Source organism: Lentilitoribacter sp. JB5-8 (assembly GCF_055693385.1).
This window is the reverse complement of the sequence record NZ_CM146332.1, coordinates 823117-838718: the sequence shown is the minus strand read 5'-3', so window position 1 is coordinate 838718 and position 15602 is coordinate 823117. Positions and strand designations below refer to the sequence as shown.

Here is a 15602-nt window from a genome sequence, read left to right as displayed (position 1 = left end):
TAATGCTATGTATTTGGTGTATAGAAGGAAAGTAAAAATGAGGCAGTTAAACTTCTTTAATCAAATCAGAGCCGCTCAAAATATGACAAATGCATTTGAGCGTAACAGAAAATTTTCTTCAAAAGACCTTGAAACTTTGGGCCTCCCGTCAAAGCTTGCAGATCGTTTCCAGAAGTAAGTAATGCGCTTATTTGGGTTTCGGCAATATGATTGAGATGGTTTTACCCCTGCCATCTCCATCAGTTCGATTGACGAGATAACCGCCGTGATTTGCACTGACATCTTTGGCAATTGCCAAACCTAAACCCGATCCAGAATGTGCGCTGTCATCTGTGTAAAACGGTTGGCAATATTGGAAAAATGCTTCATCTGAAATCGGTGATCCATCATCGCTAATTTCGATGGAAATCTCATCTCCCTTTAAGACCAGCGAGATCGAAACTTTTGCTTGGCGAGGAGAATATTTTACCGCGTTATCCATCAAGTTCACTATCGCCTCGCGGATGAGAACTTTATCGCCTTTTAGCCAAATCCCCTCCTCAACATCGGTTGAAAACTCCTGATCTTTTTCAATTGCTTTTGGTGCAACTGAACGCGCCGCATCAAGCGTTAGCTCAGATAAGTCAAACGTCTCGCCGGCATCCTTTTCAATCGCGTTTGCGCGCGCATTGGTCAGCATCTGGCTCACAAGTTCACTGGTTTGATCACTTACGCTCACAACTTGCTTCAGACTTTGATTTCTAGCTTTTCCATCTTTTGCCTGAAGCGCGACTTCCGCTTGCACTTTTAACGCAGCAATTGGATTACGAAGCTGGTGAGCAGCATCACCGATAAAACGCTCCCGGTTCGCTTTTGAGCGCGCCACGCGCGCAAACAAGTCGTTCATGGATGCAACAATACCTTTTAACTCAATCGGCATTTGGCGTTTAATCGGAGTTAAATCGAGCGGCGTTCGGCTATCAATTGCTTGCTGAAGTCGTCTTAGTGGTTGAAGACCTTGGGAAACCGCAAACCAAACAATCACCCCAGCGGCAATCACCAGCGCTGCCAGACGGATAAGTGAACGGCCAAATAGGCTTAACGTTAGATCAGCGCGCTGTGTTGTTTCCTGCCAGGTGGTGATCGTTGTCCAGCCATTTAAATCGCGTCCAGATAATAGCTGACGCATTGTCGTCACACGAACCGTATTTCCTTGATAAATTCCATCATAAAATATAGGAACGCCATCTTCGAGCTGGATGTCATCGGGTAATCTAGGATATCCGCTATAGCCGGTCACAAAGGCGCCATTAGGACCCAATACGTGGTAGAAAAACTCATCGCCCAAATTTTCAGTCAGCACTTTAAGCGTTTGCTCTGCAAGTAGCGTTCCGTTGGATGCCACAACATTTTCTGAAATTGTCAGCATAGCGGCGAGCAGCGTTTTATCATGTAGATCATTTGAAATCTTTTGCGCAGAAACGAACGTTTCTATCGACACAATAATCGCTACCGCTGTGAGCGGAATGATCAACCATAATAATAATCGCCTACGTATGGATGTCATGATGTTTCCCTAAAGCAATATCCAAGTCCGCGAACGGTTTTGATACAAGAACCATAATCACCAAACTTCTTTCGCAGCCTGTGCACATAAAGTTCAACAGTGCTGTCTTCGACATCAGCCCCAGCACCATATAAATGCGTGATGATCTGTTGTTTGGAAATCACATGCCCGCGCCGATTAAGCAAAATCTCGGCAAGCGCAAATTCGCGCCGCGGCAAATCTAATTGTTCTCCATGAATGCGGATTTCGCGCGCGGTCACATCAAATTCAATTTCGCCAAAAGTTAGAACCTTGGCGATGTCTTTTTCTGATCGTCTAAGCAGCGCGCGTGCTCTTGCTTTTAGTTCTGCTAGATCAAATGGCTTGGTCATATAATCATCAGCACCTAAATCCAATCCGCCAATTTTGTCGTCGATTGTATCTTTCGCGGTTAGCATGAGAATAGGCGTTTGAATATCGCGACGCCTTAATGAACTTAAAACTTCAAGGCCCGATTTGCCCGGTAGATTGATATCTAATATGATTAGATCAACGGTTTCTTGGCTGAGAAACTGGTTTGCAGATATCCCGTCATGTAGCTCATCCACCCCATGGCCGTCGTCGCGAAAAGCACGTGCAATCCCATCCGACAAAGGCCTATTATCCTCTACAACTGCTATTCTCATGGTTGATCCAGTGCCAATTTATTAATACTTTCCCAGTTCAAAAAAATTTCATTGTGAAAGCTGAATGAAAGGTTCGCCATTTACTCCTATGTTTGTCAACATAGTATTTGGGAGAAATACACGTTGCCTGCGGTCCATCGCTTCACTGCGAAGCCGTAGAGATTAATTCTTGGGAGGAATATATGAAAACTCTAACTAAAATTGCTTTGACTGCATCCGCAGCAGCAATGGCTTTGTCTATGGCAACATCAGCAAACGCGATGGATATGTCAGGCAAAACAATCGAATGGACCATTCCATTTTCAGAAACTGGTGGCTCAGCTAAATGGGCAAACTTCTTTGCGCCGCTTTTATCTGAAGCGTTGCCAGGTGCACCAACTGTAGTTGTTAAATTTATGCCGGGCGCTGGTTCAACCAAAGGCGCAAACTGGTTCCAGCAGCAAAAAGATGGTGATGGATCGGTTATGTTCGGCTCATCAGGCTCAACACAATTCCCCTATCTTTTGGGTGATCCACGTGTGAAATATGAGTACAAAGACTGGAACCCTGTTATGGCAACAGGAACCGGTGGCGTTGCATATCTAAACGCTGAAGCTGGCGCAAAATTTGATGGTTCGGCCAATGGTCTGAAAGACATGAACTTCATCTATGGTTCACAAGGTGCAACACGTCTTGATCTTGTTCCACTTTTGGCTTGGCAAATGCTTGGCATGAATGTTGAACCAGTATTTGGCATTAAAGGTCGCGGTGATGGTCGTCTCATGTTCGAGCGTGGCGAAGCCAATATCGATTACCAAACAACATCAGGATATCTTGGTGGTTCAGCACCTTTGGTTGAAGCAGGCACTGCCGTTCCGATGATGTCTTGGGGTTCATTAGATAGCGATGGCAATATTGTTCGCGATCCAACATTCCCTGATATGCCGACATTTAAAGAAGTGTGTGAAGCAACAGACGGTTGTGAAACGTCAGGTGAAGCATGGGATGCATGGAAAGCATTCTTTGTAGCAGGCTTCCCGTCTCAGAAAATCGCGTTCCTGCCAGCAGGTACAGATCAAGCAGTTATCGATGCATTTGTAACAGCATTTGCTGCTGTCAAAGCCCGTCCTGATTTTGCTGAAATCTCAGCAAAACGTGTTGGCAAATATCCAATGTATGTGGGTGCGGAAGCTGCACAAGCACTGAGTGTGGCAACAACAGTGCCGAATTCAGCGAGAGCTTTCGTCACCAATTGGCTGAAAGACGCTTATGGCGTTGAGCTGAACTAACAGCATTGATCTTGGCTCTGTCGCTGATCGCGGCAGGGCCCTCATATCAAAAATTTATAATCCACTGGAGGCCGTAATGGACGTCTTTACTCAGGCGTTACCAGCCCTTGGCGACGCATTTGCGCTCATACTTCAACCCATCGTACTGGGATATCTCGTCCTTGGTGTGGTGATGGGTTTATGTATTGGCGTGTTCCCTGGATTAGGTGGGATCGCTGGATTATCTCTGCTTCTGCCTTTCATGTTCGGCATGGATCCAATTCTTGGTCTTGCATTGATGATCGGCATGGTCGCCGTTGTGCCCACATCCGATACATTTGCATCGGTATTAATGGGTATCCCGGGTTCGTCAGCCTCGCAGGCAACAGTGCTTGATGGGTTTCCTATGGCTAAAAAGGGTGAAGCAGCCCGCGCGCTTTCAGCTGCATTTGCGTCATCCTTATTTGGTGGGTTGATCGGGGCGTCATTTCTGACCGTTTTCATCTTGGTTGCGCGGCCGATCGTATTATCTTTCGGCCTTCCCGAAATGCTGATGATCACCATTTTGGGCCTTTCAATGGTGGCTATTCTTGCGGGTCGCGTCGCGATTAAAGGCATGGCAGCCGCAGGTCTTGGCCTTGTTGTAGGAACGATTGGTGAAGCGGATGCGGGCGGTAGTTTACGTATGGCAAGCTACAACATTCCATATTTGACCGATGGATTAAAGCTCGTAATTGTTGGTTTGGGCATCTTTGCTATTCCTGAAATTGTTTCATTGTTGCGGCAAGATCGGGCGATCTCAAAATCAGCAACTTTGGGCGCAGGTTGGCTTGAAGGCGTTAAGGACTGGTGGGCAAATATCTGGCTGTCAATTCGCTGTTCTATCATCGGTGTTGTTGTTGGTATCATCCCAGGTTTGGGTGGATCGGTCGTCGATTGGATCGCCTATGGTCATTCGGTTCAAACGACAAAAGATAAATCAAACTTCGGCAGCGGCGAGGTTCGCGGCGTTATTGGGCCAGAAAGTTCAAACAATGCCAAAGAGGGCGGCGGTTTAGTTCCAACTTTGCTATTTGGTATTCCCGGTTCAGGCTCAATGGCGATTTTCATCGGAGCAGTAGCATTATTGGGTTCTGGTTCAATTGAAGTTGGCCCTTCAATGCTAAAAGACAATCTAAACTTCACCTATTCGATTGTCTGGCTGCTTGCGCTTGCCAATGTTGTGGGAACGGTCTTATGCATTGCTTCATCCGGGATGATTGCAAAACTGACAACGATTAGATTTACGCTGCTTGCGCCATTCCTATTCATGCTAATTTCGTTTGCAGCGTTCCAATCAGGTCAAAACTTTGCTGATCTTGTAGCGCTATTTGCTATTGGTTTATTGGGTATTTTCCTGCGCCGGTTTGATTGGTCACGTCCGGCATTTCTAATTGGATTTGTACTATCAAATCCAGTTGAGAAATTTACCAATCAGGCTTTCCAAATCGCACGATTCCGTTTTCGCGAAAGCATGGAAGCTGGTCTTGAATATATCTTTAGCCCGATTGTTTTGGTGCTTTTGGTCATCACCGTTATTTCCATAGCCATTGGCATCCGTCAGGCAAAATCTATTCTTGCAGAAGGCGATGTGAAGTCAGGTTCTAAACGCGCGCCATTTATCTTCTTAAGCATTATCACAGGCTATTTCATTGTTACCTATTGGAATGCTTCGCAGATCAGCGACAGATTGATGGGAGATAAAATTATCCCAATGGTGATCTCGATCGTTGCAATTATCTGTTGTCTTGTTTTGATCGTTAGAATGATCCGGCAACCAGAAACAGATATGATTTTCGCTGACCGTGAGGCTGATGGTGAGGATGCGGAAGCTACCCACGGTTTGTGGCCAACTTTGGCATGGTTTGCGGGATTACTGGTGCTAAGCGGCTTATTGGGCTTCATCATAGCCTTGGGTATTTTCCTCTTAAGTTTCTTTAAAATTCGTGCGGGTGAAACCTGGGGTAAATCGGCGTTACTGACGGCGATCGGCATTGCGTTTATGTGCTTCATGGCATGGACGTTAAATCGTGATTTCCCTCCTGGTTTGTTGCAGGACTTTGTTGACCTGCCATGGCCACTTGGGGGAGCCTAGTCATGAAGCAGCGAGAAATTCCTTGTGTTTTAATGCGTGGCGGAACCTCAAAGGGGCCGTATTTTAATCGCAAAGATTTACCAGAAGATCTGGATCAGCTTTCAGAGGTTTTAATCGCAGCAGTGGGTGCAGGGCATTCGCTGAATATTGATGGTATTGGTGGCGGTAACGCTGTGACGACTAAAGTTGCAATGTTATCCCCTTCTGAAGACGATTGGGCGGATATTGATTATTTTTTCGCGCAAGTTTCTGTAGATGAAAAACGCGTTGATTATTCCCCAACATGCGGAAACATATTAGCAGGGGTTGGACCCGCGGCTATCGAAATGGGGTTGATGCCCATTAAGGGTGAAACAACGGCTGTAAAAATTCTAAGCACCAATACCGGTGCACGTGTTGAAGCGATTGTTGAAACACCATCTAGTAATGAAGACGCGCATGTTAACTACCAAGGCGACGCCAGCGTCAATGGTGTGCCGGGAACTGCAGCGCCAATTGTTTTGAATTTCAAAGATGTTGTTGGATCAAAAACCGGCAAATTGTTTCCAACTGGCAACGCGATGGATGTAATTGATGGCATTGAATTAACCTGCATTGATGTTGCCATGCCGATGGTGATCGGCCGCGCTTCAGATTTTGGCATAACCGGTTACGAAACACGTGAAGAATTGGATGAAAACAAAAAGCTCTTTGAGTTGATTGAGCCGCTCCGCATTAAAGCTGGGGAACTCATGGGTCTTGGTGATGTGAGTAAATCAGTTGTTCCAAAATTTGGTCTTCTGGCTCCACCTAAAGACGGTGGCGCAATTGCTGCGCGTTACTTTATGCCATGGACGGCGCATCCTGCATTTGCGGTTACAGGTTCTATCTGCACAGGTTCGTGTTTACTTGCGACCAATACCGTTGCGGAAGGTTTAGCTGTTATCCCAAATGAAAACCCTGCAAAGATAAAAATAGAACATCCAACCGGATCAATTGATGTGATATTTGATTATGATATCAACAAGCACGGGTTTGATTTGCATTCGGCAGGTCTGTTGCGCACATCTCGCAAGCTATTCGATGGCAAGGTCTGTGTCCCGGCTTATATCTAACCGCTCAGTCAATAAATCTATTAAGCGATTGAAGCCAATTGGAAAGCAATTTATAAAAGAATCGCTGACAATTTAACGATAAAAGAAAGCGGTATATGTGCCATGAGTGAGTCTAAAAAGAGAAAAATCGTATCATCAAGACATCTAGCATCGGGCAAAGCCTGGCAAGCATCGGAATTCGAATATGGAATGATCATCGCCTATAATGGCTTTAACCGCTGGATGCATAAATGCATGGCAGCTTGTGGGCATCCTGAACTTAATGGCCTTGAGATTTTGGTCGTGCATCACATCAACCATCGCGAAAGCTCCAAGCGCTTATCTGACATCTGCTTTCTCCTCAACATTGATGACACGCACACCGTCAATTACGCGATCAAAAAACTGCTCAAAGCTGATCTTGTCAAAGGTCAAAAGCAAGGCAAAGAAATGTTTTATAGCACCACGGAAAAGGGCCGAAATGTCTGTGATCGCTATCGCGAAATTCGCGAGCAATGCCTTTTGGAAAGCATTACCCGTGTTGATGGTATGGATGAAGAACTGGGCGAGATTGCCAATACGTTGCGGACTTTATCGGGCATGTATGATCAAGCATCACGGGCCGCATCTTCTCTTTAGCGACCCGTGACACATCTTGGGAGGATGAATTATCTTGCATCCATGAGTGACGGCAAAACCGTCACTATCTCAGGAAAGACGGTGATAACACCGACTGCCAACAGCAGAAGCAGGAAGAACGGAAATGCCGCCGCTGCGATTTGCAAAATGTTTTCCTTGACCAATCCCTGGATGACAAAAAGATTGAACCCAACCGGCGGGGTTATCTGAGACATCTCAACCACAATCACGAGATAAATGCCAAACCAAAGCGGATCGATGCCTGCGGCTTCAATCATCGGCATGATGATTGCCGTGGTTAAAACCACCACCGAAATGCCATCAAGGAAACAGCCAAGAATGATGAAGAACACCGTCAGTGCTGCTAGAAGCGCAATTTGCGACAGTTGAAAGGTGTCAATCCACGCTGCTAAATTTCGCGGTATTCCGGTAAAGCCCATTGAGACCGTCAAAAACCCAGCGCCAGCGAGAATAAACGCAATCATGCAGGATGTCTTGGTCGCGCCCATCAAAGCATCAATAAACATCGATTTGGACAAAGCACCATTAAACCACGCCAATACCAGCGAGAGGATAACACCCACCGCCGCTGCATCCGTTGGCGACGCAATCCCGATATAAATCGAACCAATCACACCCATGATCAACAGCAATATTGGGATCAGACGTTTGGACCCTTTTAGTTTTTCTAAGAATGTGAATGACTGCTTTTCTTCCGGGAACAAATCAGGTCGTACCAATCCATATATGCCAATAAAAATTGCAAACATTGAGACGAGCAAAAGCCCCGGCAAAACACCTGCGATGAATAATCTCGCAATCGATTGTTCAGTCGCCACGCCATAGACGATGAGGATGATCGACGGCGGAATGAGCAAACCCAAAGTCGCAGATCCCGCCAACGTACCGATAATTAACCCCATGGGATAATTGCGGCTTTGAAGTTCTGGCACAGACATTTTGCCAATGGTCGCAGCCGTCGCTGCAGATGATCCAGAGACCGCTGCAAAGATCGCACAGCCGAGAATATTGACGTGAAGCAATTTCCCCGGAACGCGACCAAGCCATGGTGCCAGGCCTTTGAACATGTGTTCCGATAGTCGCGAGCGCAAAAGGATCTCACCCATTAAAATAAACAAAGGTAAAGCCGCAAGCGCCCATGAATGACTGTGGCCCCAAAGGGTGGTTGCCATGATCGGGCCAATGGGCGCGTTGGAAAATAATAGCATGCCCAACGCACCGGTGAGTGTGAGTGCAAAACCCACCCATACACCGAGCCCGAGCAAGAAGAATAGTGTGATTAATAAACCAGCCGTCAGGACAATTTCAGACATGATATCTCCTATTCGTCCAGAACTGCATCGTCAGTTTCAAGTGGACTTAGCAGGGTGTCGATGATTGAAATTGAAAAAATCAACAAGCCTAGAAAGACGAAGAACTGAGGGATGAAAAGTGGAATTGCAATAATGCCAAATGACTGATCACCAAATTCATAGGCTTCTAATGTCAAAAGCGCCACGTAATATGTCATGTAACATGCGGTCAGCGCTGCGATTGTAAGCACCAGACGGTCGATGTAGTTTTTAACCTTCGGCGTAAATCTATCGCGCACTAAAAGAACACGGATATGGCCATCATGTTTGAACGTATAGGCCAGCGCCATAAAGGAGCTTGCCGCTAAAAAGTAACCGGAAAAATCTGCATATGAAGGAATGGTCAGCGCGACACTGGTGCCAAAAATCTTTGTGATTAAATTCGCCACAACTTGTGCTGAAACCAACAGGCAAATCGCAAAAATAAGGATCGCTGCCAGCGCGCCGGACGCATTGTATAAACCGTTGAGATGTCGTCTCATGTTTAGTCCTTTATCCAAATGGAAATTGAGCGGCTTAAGCCAAGCCGCTCAGGTTTTAAGAGAGACGAAAAGTACTATTGGTTATAGCTTTCAACGATTTTTTTAGCTTCTGGAGAAGCGCTCGCTTGCCATTCTTCAAGAAGCTGCGCACCAATCTTGGCAAGGTCAGTTTTTAAAACATCACTTGGTTCGATGATTGAAATACCATTTTCACCCAAGACTTTGGTTTTCTCTGTTGCTTCTTTCTGGCTCATTTCCCAACCGCGTTTTTCCGCAGCAGCAGCTGCATCCATCACAGCTTTTTGTGTTGCTTCATCCAGCGCATCAAACGATGCTTTGTTGATGACAACCACATTCTTTGGCACCCAGGCATTGATCGGGGAATAGTGCGTTAAAAAATCCCAAGCTTTAGTATTTGCGCCTGTTGACGGAGACGTAATCATCGCTTCAACGCGACCCGTGGTGAAAGCTTGCGGGATATCCGGCGCTTCAATTTGCGTTGGTGCAGCACCGATCAATGTCGCGAATTTTTCAAGGTTCGCATTATATGAACGGAACTTGGTTCCTTTCAAATCATCGGCTTTGGCAATCTCTTTTTGAGTATAAAGACCTTGTGGCGGCCATGGCACTGAGAATAGCGGTTTTAGCTTTTGGCGCTCAAGCAATTTTTCAACTTCAGGCTTTTGTGCAGCCCATAGTTTTTCCGCGTCTTCATAGCTAGTTGCCACAAGCGGCAATGTATCAATACCAAAAGCTGGATTTTCATTGGCCAATAGACCCATGAAGAATTCACCGATTGGCACAAGTTCCGAGCGAATGGCGTTTTTAATGTCACCATGCTTTAAAAGCGATCCGGCAGAGTGGATAGTGATATCTAGCTTGCCATCAGTTGCCGCGCGCACATCATCGGCAAATTGCTTGATATTAACGGTGTGGAATGTCTGATCAGAATATGGTGTTGGCATATCCCATTTTTCAGCTTGAGCGGCGGTAGACGCAACCATAAGACCCGCGACCAATAGAGCTCGGTTAAACAATTTTCCCATTTTATTATCTCCCTAATTTGAGGATTTGTTGAATTCTTATCTTGACAGAAAAAACTAATAACGGCATTTAATCAATAAAACAATGACAATTTATCGATAAAATGTAATTTTATGAAAATGAGGGTTTTGGACATGTCGCAAAAATGGGATTTCTGGATTGATCGCGGTGGTACATTCACAGATATTGTTGCTCGAACACCTAACGGAGAGCTTCGACCACACAAATTATTATCGGAAAATCCAGAAGCTTATAAGGATGCGGCGATCCAAGGAATTCGCGATCTTATGGAGATAGAAAAAGACGAAAAAATCCCATCCGACAAGATTGCGACCGTCAAAATGGGCACCACAGTTGCAACCAATGCCCTGCTCGAGCGCAAAGGTGATCGTGTTGTACTCATCACCAATGTTGGTTTTGCTGATGCTTTACAAATTGGCTATCAAGCGCGACCGCGATTGTTTGATCGAGAAATTAAAAAGCCCGAACTTTTATATGATTGCGTCTCAGAAGTTCCAGGCCGAATTCTCGATGATGGCACAGAAGAGGAAGCATTAGATATAGATGTTGCACGCTCGGCGCTCCAAAAGGCTTATGACGATGGAATTAGATCTGTCGCTATCGTGTTTATGCATGGATATAAACATCCAAATCACGAGATCATCGTCGCCCAGCTCGCACGTGAGATTGGTTTTGAACAGATCTCACCAAGTCATGAAGTCTCACCGCTAATCAAGTTTGTCGGTCGTGGTGACACGGCTGTGGTTGATGCTTACCTCTCACCCATTTTGCGCCGTTACATCGATCAGGTGGCGGGTGAATTGGACACCGAAAACACCGATCTGCAATTGATGTTTATGATGTCATCAGGCGGGTTAACCGCGGCCAATCTGTTTCAGGGACGAGATGCTATTTTATCAGGTCCTGCAGGCGGGATTGTCGGCGCAGTTGAAACATCAAAACTTGCAGGATTTGAAAAAATCATCGGCTTTGACATGGGCGGCACATCCACAGATGTCGCCCATTATGCCGGGGACCTTGAAAAAGATTTTGAAACTGAAGTCGCTGGTGTTCGCATGCGCGCACCCATGATGAAAATTCATACCGTCGCCGCAGGTGGCGGATCGCTATTACAATATGACGGATCAAGATACCGCGTTGGCCCTGAATCCGCAGGTGCCAACCCTGGACCTGCAAGTTATCGGCGCGGTGGACCTTTAGCTGTAACCGATGCCAATGTCATGCTTGGTAAGTTACAGCCAGATTTGTTCCCGGCCGTCTTTGGACCCAATCAGGATGAACAATTGGATAAAGATGTAGTTGCGGAAAAATTCAAAGCAATCGCGCATCAATCTGGTGCCAACTCAGCTGAAGAAGCCGCCGAAGGGTTCTTAAAAATCGCGGTTGAAAATATGGCCAATGCTGTGAAGAAAATTTCCGTTCAGCGTGGCTACGATATCACCAGATATGCGCTGACATGTTTTGGTGGCGCGGGCGGACAACATGCCTGCGCTGTTGCGGACATCTTGGGCATGAAAACGGTAATCGTGCACCAATTTGCTGGGATTTTATCCGCCTATGGTATGGGTCTTGCTGATATTAAAGCGTCACGCCAAAAATCATTTGAGAATGAACTAGATGCAGAATTTTGCACAAATCTAAATTGGACATTCGGCCAACTTCGCAAAGAAACAGCTCTAGAATTAATCGAACAAGGCGTGGCTTCAGATGAGATAAAAACTACCGCAACCACGCATGTAAAATATGCTGGAACTGACACAACACTAGAAATTCCTCTTGGTCATATCGACGAGATGAAAGCTGAGTTTGAGGATCTTCATAAGGAGCAATTTGGATTTGATATGCCAAATACCAAACTGCTCATTGAGCTTTTGGAAGTGGAATCAGCTGGTGGAAAATCAACAGATACAGAAGCCAGACAGGCAAAATCCGATAGGCAACCTGAAGCGATGCGCTCCACCAAATTCTTTTCAGGTGGTAAATGGCAGGACGCGAACATCTATAAACGCGCAGAATTACGATCAGGCCAAACCATAAAATCGCCGGCAATCATTGTGGAAGATATCGGAACCATCGTTGTCGAACCCGGTTGGGATGCTGTCATCAATGAATATGGCCACATCATATTAAACAAAGTTGCAGCGGTGCAAGACAAGCTCGATATCTCAACCCAAGCTGACCCTGTGATGTTGGAAGTTTTCAACAATCTCTTTATGTCGATTGCCGAACAAATGGGTATTCGCCTGCAAAAGACCGCTCACTCCACAAATATCAAAGAACGCCTTGATTTCTCCTGCGCTGTTTTTGATGGGGATGGCAAACTGATTGCCAATGCACCACATACGCCTGTGCATCTAGGTTCGATGGATCGCTCAGTAGAAAGTATCATTCGCGCTCATCCACATATGAAACGTGGCGATGTTTATGTCACCAATGCACCTTATAATGGCGGCACGCACTTGCCAGATATTACAGTTGTTACCCCTGTTTTCGAAGATGGCGACAAACCAACATTCTTTGTTGCGTCGCGTGGCCACCATGCCGATGTTGGCGGAATTGCACCCGGTTCAATGACCCCAAAAGCAACATCAATTGAAGATGAAGGCATTGTTTTAGACAATCTTCATCTGGTGCGATCTGGTCAATTTCTTGATAACGAAATCCGTTCGACCCTCAGCAGCGGAAAATATCCATGCCGAAATGTCGATCAAAATATCGCCGATCTAAAAGCGCAGATCGCCGCCAATGAAAAAGGTGTCGCTGAGCTTTTGTCTATGGTCGGTTCATTCGGCCTGAATGTTGTGCACGCTTATATGGGCCATGTTCGCGATTATGCAGAAGAATGCGTACGTCGCGTGATTGCTACATTAAATGACGGCGAAGCTGAAGTCTTTTTCGATCAAGGATGCAAGATCAAAGTCAAGCTCACAATCGATAAAGACACGCGCTCTGCGACGCTTGATTTTACAGGCACATCCGATCAGCAGTCTGACAATTTCAACGCGCCAGAACCCGTCACGCGTGCTGCCGTGTTGTACACATTCCGCTGCATGGTCGATGATGATATCCCTATGAATGCTGGCTGCATGAGACCGCTTAAAGTTATCTTGCCAGATAATTCCATGTTAACACCAAAATATCCTGCAGCTGTTGTGGCTGGAAATGTCGAGGTCAGCCAAGCAGTAACCGATTGTTTGTTCCAAGCTTTAGGTGCTCTTGCTGGTGCGCAAGGAACGATGAACAATTTCAACTTTGGTAATGATCAATACCAATATTATGAAACAATCTGCGGTGGCTCTGGTGCTGGTGAAGGCATTAAGGGCGCACATGCAGTGCATACCCATATGACAAATACCCGCCTCACCGATCCGGAAATTCTTGAACAGCGTTATCCTGTCGTATTAGAAACTTTCCAGATCCGCGACGGATCAGGCGGCAAGGGTCAATGGAATGGTGGTAATGGTTTAAACCGGACGCTGCGCTTCCGCCAAAAGATGGATGTCTCCTTCTTGTGTGGTCGCCGCATTGTCCCACCAGCTGGTTTAAATGGTGGCGGAAATGGCGCTCTTGGTCACAACTATCTTCGCAATATCGAAGGTCAAATTAACGAGCTAAAGGGACGCTCGCAGATCAGGGTCAATCGCGGGGAAGCGGTGATAATCCAAACCCCCGGCGGTGGCGGATATGGTGTGCCAAATATCTAGCAAAGCTATGACGTTAATAGGTTAGAACAAACGTTTGGCGCCTTAGGTAAAATATTGGTCGTTGCGGTCAATATTTAATTCAATAAGCCACATAGTGAAGCTTAAATTGGCAATCTTTATAATCATAACGCGCTCGAATTCGAGCGCGTTTTAAAATTGAATTACATTGTTATGAGTGGCGCAACTTCAACAGTTCCATCACTTTCAATGATCGGACAACCCTTGGCAATCTCAATTGCCGCGTCTTTTGTTGCAGCGGTAATAATCATATAGCCCGATAACGGATTTGCCCCGCCATCATCATTTACAATCCCATTTGCGCCAACAGTTGCATTGCCTCCAATGATGCTTCCAGGGTCCACCATTGTTTGGCCTAAACCTTCCATCCAGGTGCCCCACTTAGCCATAACTTTTTCACCTTCTGCAGGATCTTCCGGCAGCTTGCCACCGTGAAATGCGAATAAGAATTTTTCCATGTCAGTCTCCTTTTGGTTTTGACTAAAACGGAAAATTGCAGAAAACTATTTATGTTCAAGAACATTTTTTGAAGCCGTGTTATTGTGTCAAAAATAGGAGATTTTGATGCCTTACAGCCCAGAACATAGAAAAAGATCACATAAGAAGATTGTCGAAGCTGCACGAATACTTTTCAATCTACACGGCTTTGAAAAAGTCACAATTGATATGGTCATGAACAAGGCGGGATTAACCCGGGGTGGATTTTATAATCACTTTAAAAGCAAAGAAGAGCTTTATGCGGCTGCAGTGAAGAGCTTTTTAGTTGGGCAAGGTGCAGTTTGGCGACAAGAGGCAGGCATTGATCCGAGTAATTTATCGCCCAAAATGGCAGAACAAATGTTAGAAAGTTATCTGTCGCAAAAGCACATGGAAGAAACGGAAAACCAATGCCCCATGATTGCCTTGCCATCAGATGTGGCACGCACAACACCTGAGGTTCGCCAAGCCTATGAAGATTTGCTGGTATCGATGGTTTGGTTATTTGAAAATGCGCCATCGAAAAAATCTAAAGAGAACCGCAAAAATGCTTTGGCGATGGCGGCGCTTTGCGTCGGGGGAATGGTTTTGGCGCGTTCGATATCAAACCAAAATCTTGCAGAAGAACTGCGATTATCGGCGTATGATGCGGCTTGCAAGCTTTATGCTCGGGTATAAATTCCGGCTTCAGCTACATCAAAAAATGTTCTTGAACATATATAGATTACCTTTAATGAGCCTTTTGATGAAACAAATTCATATTGAATTTTGCTTTGACGAAAGGGTGTAAAATGTATGCAACTGAATTTCCTGTCACCATCACTTTTATCGCGCTCAACACAATTGCGATCGCGATAATGATTGGTTGGATTGGCATATACCGTGGTAAGATCAATGTGCTGAGAGGCGATGGCCAAGATGCAAAATTATTCAAACGATCCCGCATACACGGCAATCTCACTGAGATCGCGCCGATAATTATATTTGCTGTTGGTGTTGGCGAATATTTAGGGCTCGCAACAAATATATTATGGGGCGTTATGGTTCTATTTATCATCGGACGGATCGGCCATTACATAAGTTATGATAATAAAATAAGAGGACTATGGATGGGAATGAGTTCTTTACCAGCGGCAGCGATTGGCATTTGGTCGCTATTTCAAGTTTTTTAATATCTAA

At 45.6% G+C, this 15602-nt stretch carries 14 protein-coding genes; 8 read left to right on the top strand and 6 right to left on the bottom strand.

Features of this window, described 5'->3' with window-relative positions:
• The first annotated feature begins 37 nt into the window (after positions 1 to 37).
• Positions 38 to 178: a hypothetical protein gene (locus ACZ1GZ_RS04020; protein WP_472667193.1), complete on the top strand. Its 141-nt coding sequence runs from the start codon at positions 38 to 40 to the stop codon at positions 176 to 178.
• A gap of 9 nt (positions 179 to 187) precedes the next feature.
• Here ACZ1GZ_RS04020 and ACZ1GZ_RS04015 read toward each other — a convergent pair whose 3' ends face one another.
• Positions 188 to 1546 carry a sensor histidine kinase gene (locus ACZ1GZ_RS04015; protein ID WP_472667192.1) on the bottom strand — a complete coding sequence of 453 codons (1359 nt, stop codon included), beginning with the start codon at positions 1544 to 1546 and terminating at the stop codon, positions 188 to 190.
• Positions 1543 to 2211, bottom strand: coding sequence for a response regulator transcription factor (locus ACZ1GZ_RS04010; RefSeq protein ID WP_472667191.1), 669 nt, complete (start codon positions 2209 to 2211; stop codon positions 1543 to 1545). The genes ACZ1GZ_RS04015 and ACZ1GZ_RS04010 overlap by 4 nt, the downstream gene beginning before the upstream one ends.
• 182 nt (positions 2212 to 2393) lie before the next feature.
• Between ACZ1GZ_RS04010 and ACZ1GZ_RS04005 the strand changes: the two genes are divergently transcribed.
• The 4 genes from ACZ1GZ_RS04005 to ACZ1GZ_RS03990 all read left to right on the top strand — a co-directional run bounded on the left by ACZ1GZ_RS04005 (position 2394) and on the right by ACZ1GZ_RS03990 (position 7304).
• Positions 2394 to 3479, top strand: coding sequence for a tricarboxylate transporter (locus tag ACZ1GZ_RS04005; protein ID WP_472667190.1), 1086 nt, complete (start codon positions 2394 to 2396; stop codon positions 3477 to 3479).
• 76 nt (positions 3480 to 3555) lie between these two features.
• Positions 3556 to 5592, top strand: a complete 2037-nt coding sequence (locus ACZ1GZ_RS04000) for a tripartite tricarboxylate transporter permease (protein WP_472667189.1) — start codon at positions 3556 to 3558, stop codon at positions 5590 to 5592.
• Positions 5593 to 5594: 2 nt separating this feature from the next.
• Complete coding sequence (locus ACZ1GZ_RS03995; RefSeq protein WP_472667188.1) at positions 5595 to 6686, top strand: 4-oxalomesaconate tautomerase; 1092 nt, start codon at positions 5595 to 5597, stop codon at positions 6684 to 6686.
• Between the two features lie 102 nt (positions 6687 to 6788).
• Entirely contained in the window at positions 6789 to 7304 is a 516-nt protein-coding gene (locus tag ACZ1GZ_RS03990) for a winged helix DNA-binding protein (RefSeq protein ID WP_472667187.1), read from the top strand.
• A 29-nt stretch (positions 7305 to 7333) separates the two neighbouring features.
• Here ACZ1GZ_RS03990 and ACZ1GZ_RS03985 read toward each other — a convergent pair whose 3' ends face one another.
• From ACZ1GZ_RS03985 to ACZ1GZ_RS03975, 3 genes are all read right to left on the bottom strand, one after another.
• The gene (locus ACZ1GZ_RS03985) at positions 7334 to 8638 is read right to left on the bottom strand and encodes a TRAP transporter large permease (RefSeq protein ID WP_472667186.1); all 1305 of its coding nucleotides are present in this window, start codon (positions 8636 to 8638) and stop codon (positions 7334 to 7336) included.
• A gap of 8 nt (positions 8639 to 8646) precedes the next feature.
• Positions 8647 to 9159: a TRAP transporter small permease subunit gene (locus ACZ1GZ_RS03980; RefSeq protein ID WP_472667185.1), complete on the bottom strand. Its 513-nt coding sequence runs from the start codon at positions 9157 to 9159 to the stop codon at positions 8647 to 8649.
• Between the two features lie 74 nt (positions 9160 to 9233).
• Complete coding sequence (locus ACZ1GZ_RS03975) at positions 9234 to 10205, bottom strand: TRAP transporter substrate-binding protein (protein ID WP_472667184.1); 972 nt, start codon at positions 10203 to 10205, stop codon at positions 9234 to 9236.
• A gap of 132 nt (positions 10206 to 10337) precedes the next feature.
• Here ACZ1GZ_RS03975 and ACZ1GZ_RS03970 point away from each other — a divergent pair, with 132 nt between their 5' ends.
• Positions 10338 to 13928 (top strand): hydantoinase B/oxoprolinase family protein, encoded by a 3591-nt coding sequence (locus ACZ1GZ_RS03970; protein WP_472667183.1) that lies wholly within the window; start codon positions 10338 to 10340, stop codon positions 13926 to 13928.
• A gap of 161 nt (positions 13929 to 14089) precedes the next feature.
• Here ACZ1GZ_RS03970 and ACZ1GZ_RS03965 read toward each other — a convergent pair whose 3' ends face one another.
• Positions 14090 to 14404, bottom strand: a complete 315-nt coding sequence (locus ACZ1GZ_RS03965; protein ID WP_472667182.1) for a YciI family protein — start codon at positions 14402 to 14404, stop codon at positions 14090 to 14092.
• Between the two features lie 106 nt (positions 14405 to 14510).
• On the opposite strand from ACZ1GZ_RS03965, the gene ACZ1GZ_RS03960 reads away from it, so the two are divergent.
• Together ACZ1GZ_RS03960 and ACZ1GZ_RS03955 are read left to right on the top strand one after the other, a co-directional pair.
• Positions 14511 to 15101, top strand: a complete 591-nt coding sequence (locus ACZ1GZ_RS03960; protein ID WP_472667181.1) for a TetR/AcrR family transcriptional regulator — start codon at positions 14511 to 14513, stop codon at positions 15099 to 15101.
• 113 nt (positions 15102 to 15214) lie between these two features.
• A complete protein-coding gene (locus ACZ1GZ_RS03955; RefSeq protein WP_472667180.1) occupies positions 15215 to 15595 on the top strand; it encodes an MAPEG family protein in 381 nt (126 codons plus the stop codon).
• The last annotated feature ends 7 nt before the right edge of the window (positions 15596 to 15602 follow it).